We start from the raw sequence: 4,223 nt of genomic DNA on the forward strand, positions 1-4,223 counted from the left end.
CAACTCGTGGGAGGGGTTCTTCTGCGGTGGCTTCCGGCGCGCGCGGGCCGGGTGCTGGTGCGGCCGGGCGGTGGCGGTGCGGCCGGGCGGTGGCGGTGCGGCCGGGCGGTGGCGGTGCGGCCGGGCGGTGGCGGTGCGGAGCGAAACGGTCGTGTTTATACGGTCCTGACAGCCGTGACCCAGAACACGTACGAAACCGTTTCGTTTCGCTTGATGGCTGCGGTACATTCTTCCTGTACGACAGGAGCGTACGAAACCGTCTCGTTCAAGAGCTGTCGGAGTGGGAGAGGGTGAGTGGCATGGCTGAGACCGCGACGACGCGGCGCAGTCGGATCACGCCCGAGCGTGAGGCCGAACTGTACGAGGCCGTGCTCGACCTGCTCCGGGAAGTCGGCTACGACGCCCTCACCATGGACGCCGTGGCGGCCCGCACCCGCTCCAGCAAGGCCACGCTCTACCGCCAGTGGGGCGGCAAGGCCGAACTGGTCGCCAAGGCGGTCCGGCACAACAAGCCGGGCGGCTCGTTCGACTCGATCGACACCGGCACCCTCAGAGGCGACCTGTACGCGCTCACCCGGCGCTCGGACGACTGCGAGATGGAGCAGAGTTCGGCGCTGATGCGGGCGCTCGCCATGGCCGTCCACACCAACCCGGATCTGCTGACGGCGTTCCGGGAACACCTGGTCGAACCGGAGACGGCGGAGCTGCGCCGGATGGTGCAGCGGGCGATCGACCGGGGTGAGGTCCGCGCGGACAACCCCGCGATCGGCTTCCTGATGCACATGATGGTCGGCGCCTTCGCCGCCCGCACCATGATCGACGAGCGGCCTCCCACCCAGGAGTTCCTGCTGTCGTACATCGACGCCGTGGTCCTCCCCGCCCTGGGCGTCCAGCCGGACCCCGACCGGACCATCTGACACGTCCCCCCTCCAAGCCCACCACCTGACGCCACCGCTCACGTCGTCGGGCTGATCACCCCTGCCCTGAAGACCCACGACTGACCGGGAGTACGCCTCCGTGGCCACGTTCCTCTACAAACTCGGGCGCCTCGCCTTCCGGCGGCGGCACTTCGTCGCCCTGATATGGGTGGCGCTGCTGACCCTCGCCGGAGTCGGCGCGGCCAGCGCGCCCGCCGCCGGAAACTCCTCCTTCTCCATCCCCGGTACGGAGGCCCAGAAGGCCTTCGACCTGCTGGAACAGCGCTTCCCCGGGATGAGCGCCGACGGCGCCACCGCCCGCGTCGTCTTCAAGGCGCCCGACGGGCAGAAGATCACCGACGCGGGCAACAAGGCCACCGTCGAGAAGACCGTCGACGAACTGTCCGACGGCTCCGAGGTCGCCTCCGTCGCCGACCCCTTCACCGGCAACGCCGTCAGCAAGGACGGCACCATCGCCTACGCCTCCGTCAAGTACAAGGTGTCCGGCATGGAACTGGAGGACGCCTCCAAGGACGCCCTGGAGGACTCCGCCCAGCACGCGCGGGACGCCGGCCTGACCGTGGAGATCGGCGGTGATGCGCTCAGCGCCGTGCCCGAGACCGGCGCCACCGAGATCATCGGCATCGCCATCGCCGCCGTCGTCCTCGTCATCACCTTCGGCTCGCTCCTCGCCGCCGGGCTGCCCCTGCTGACCGCGCTCATCGGCGTCGGCATCGGCGTCTCCGCGATCACCGCGCTGGCCGGCACCCTCGACCTGGGCTCCACCACCTCCACCCTCGCCACGATGATCGGCCTCGCCGTCGGCATCGACTACGCCCTGTTCATCGTCTCCCGCTACCGCGCCGAACTCGCCGAGGGCCGCGAACGCGAGGAGGCCGCGGGCCGCGCCGTCGGCACCGCGGGCTCCGCGGTCGTCTTCGCCGGGCTGACCGTCGTCATCGCCCTCGTCGGCCTGTCCGTCGTCAACATCCCGATGCTGACCAAGATGGGCGTCGCCGCCGCGGGCACCGTCGCCGTCGCCGTCCTCATCGCCCTGACGATGATCCCCGCCCTGCTCGGCTACGCCGGCCGCAAGGTCAAGCCCGCCGGGCAGAAGAGCAAGCTCCTCGGCGGCGCCCGCGCCGAGCGCAACGCCGCCTCCGGCAAGCCCAACATGGGCACCCGCTGGGCCGGCTTCGTCGTCCGCCGCCCCGTCGCCGTCCTGCTGCTCGGCGTCGTCGGCCTCGGCGCCGCCGCCGTCCCGGCCGCCTCGCTGGAGCTGGGCCTGCCCGACGACGGCTCCCAGCCGGTGTCCACCACCCAGCGCCGCGCCTACGACCTGCTCTCCGAGGGCTTCGGCCCCGGTTTCAACGGCCCGCTGATGGTCGTCGTCGACGCCAAGGACGCCGCCGACCCGAAGGCCGCCGCCGACCGCGTCGGCGACGAGATCAAGGGCATGAAGGACGTCGCCACGGTCACCCCGGCGGCGTTCAACAAGGACGGCGACACTGCCACCATCACCGTCATCCCCGGCTCCAAGCCGTCGTCGACCACCACCGAGGACCTCGTCCACGGCATCCGCGGCGCGGGCGCCGATGTGGCGGAGAAGAACGACGCCGAACTCCTCGTCACCGGCAGCACGGCGATGAACATCGACGTCTCGCAGAAACTGAACGACGCGCTCGTGCCGTACCTGGTGCTCGTCGTCGGCCTGGCCTTCCTGCTGCTGATCGTGGTGTTCCGCTCGATCCTCGTCCCGCTGAAGGCGGCCCTCGGCTTCCTGCTCAGCGTCCTGGCGGCGCTCGGCGCGGTCGTCGCGGTCTTCCAGTGGGGCTGGCTGTCCGGCCCGATGGGCGTGGAGGAGACCGGGCCCGTGATGTCGATGATGCCGATCTTCATGGTCGGCGTGGTCTTCGGCCTGGCCATGGACTACGAGGTGTTCCTCGTGACGCGGATGCGCGAGGCCCACGTCCACGGCGAGAAGCCCGGCCAGGCGGTCGTCACCGGCTTCCGGCACGGCGCCCGCGTCGTCACCGCCGCCGCGGTGATCATGATGGCGGTCTTCGCCGGCTTCATCGGCTCCTCCGAGTCGATGGTCAAGATGATCGGCTTCGGCCTCGCGATCGCCGTCTTCTTCGACGCGTTCGTCGTCCGCATGGCCATCGTCCCGGCCGTCCTCGCCCTGCTCGGCAAGCGCGCCTGGTGGCTGCCGAAGTGGCTGGACCGCCTCCTGCCCAACGTCGACGTCGAAGGCGAGGGCCTGCGCACCGCCGCCGACGACGACCGCAAGGACCCGGACGAGAACCGGGAGCTGGTACACGCCTGAGCCGCTCCCGCCGGACGGCCGGTGAGGGTGCCCGTGGGGACGGGGCCGCACCCTCACCGGCTCGGGGCGTTTCGGCCACCGGTTTCAAGGGGCCCGGCTGCCGTCTTCGGTCGTCCCTGTGCGCTACCGGGACACACGCTTCAGACGGAAGGAGGGGCAGATGTCGGGGTCGCCCTGCTCGAAGAGCGGGACTTCGGTGCCGTTCTCGGCGATGGACAGCTCGTCCAGCGTGTCCCCGTCCAGGAACTGCTCGGGCTCCTGGAACGACAGGGCGACGTGGGCGAGGCTGAGGTCATCTGGGCCCGCGACGACGCCGAAGGAGCTGAAGCTCGATGTCGTCGATCATCCTCCAGGCGCAGGGGGCGGCTGCTCCTTCCCCCACCGCCTTTGTCGCAGACACGAACTCATGTACGTCTTTCGGCCCGCAACAGGTAACCGTGGCCCTCTACAGAGGATCACACTCGGGGTGGACGTACCGGACGCTCCGGGCGGCCTCGTCCTGACCGCGCCCCCGTCCCCATCGGTGGAGCGGGCGCGGTATCGGGCGCACCCTGGAAGGAGGTGTTCCGGAGGTGACCGTCATGATGCACACCACAGTGGGATGGCATGTCGAGCTGGAGTTCATGGAGGACGACCAGCACACGCGGGCCGTGGCGCTCGTGCGCCTGCCCGACGGCAGCGAGGTGCGGGCCCACGGACGTGCCACCCGCCACCGCACCGACTCCAACCAGCCGCGCGTCGGCGAGGAGATCGCGGGGGCCCGCGCGTTGAACGAACTCGCCATGCAGTTGCTGACCAAGGCGCACGAGGAGATCGACCAGGCGTCCGGCCGCACCTCGCAGCCGATCCACGTCTGACAGTGAGGATGTACGTGAGCGTTCCCCGGCGGGGTCTGACCCAACGCCTGACTGACTCAGGGTCCTCAACGGGATCTGTCGACCCTGTCCGGGGGACGTTCGCCTGCATCCGTCGGGCCGGGG

Annotated in this window: 3 protein-coding genes; all 3 read left to right on the top strand. The window is 70.4% G+C overall.

From position 1 onward, the window contains the following. Positions 1 to 299: 299 nt before the first annotated feature. Positions 300 to 917, top strand: a complete 618-nt coding sequence (locus tag MTQ10_RS28365) for a TetR/AcrR family transcriptional regulator (RefSeq protein ID WP_247473194.1) — start codon at positions 300 to 302, stop codon at positions 915 to 917. 100 nt (positions 918 to 1,017) lie between these two features. Further along, positions 1,018 to 3,243 carry an MMPL family transporter gene (locus tag MTQ10_RS28370; RefSeq protein WP_247473195.1) on the top strand — a complete coding sequence of 742 codons (2,226 nt, stop codon included), beginning with the start codon at positions 1,018 to 1,020 and terminating at the stop codon, positions 3,241 to 3,243. A 581-nt stretch (positions 3,244 to 3,824) separates the two neighbouring features. After that, positions 3,825 to 4,100, top strand: a complete 276-nt coding sequence (locus MTQ10_RS28375; RefSeq protein ID WP_247473196.1) for a DUF1876 domain-containing protein — start codon at positions 3,825 to 3,827, stop codon at positions 4,098 to 4,100. Positions 4,101 to 4,223: the final 123 nt, after the last annotated feature.

The sequence above is a fragment of the Streptomyces sp. XM83C genome, assembly GCF_023072675.1.
Taxonomy (GTDB): domain Bacteria; phylum Actinomycetota; class Actinomycetes; order Streptomycetales; family Streptomycetaceae; genus Streptomyces; species Streptomyces thermocoprophilus.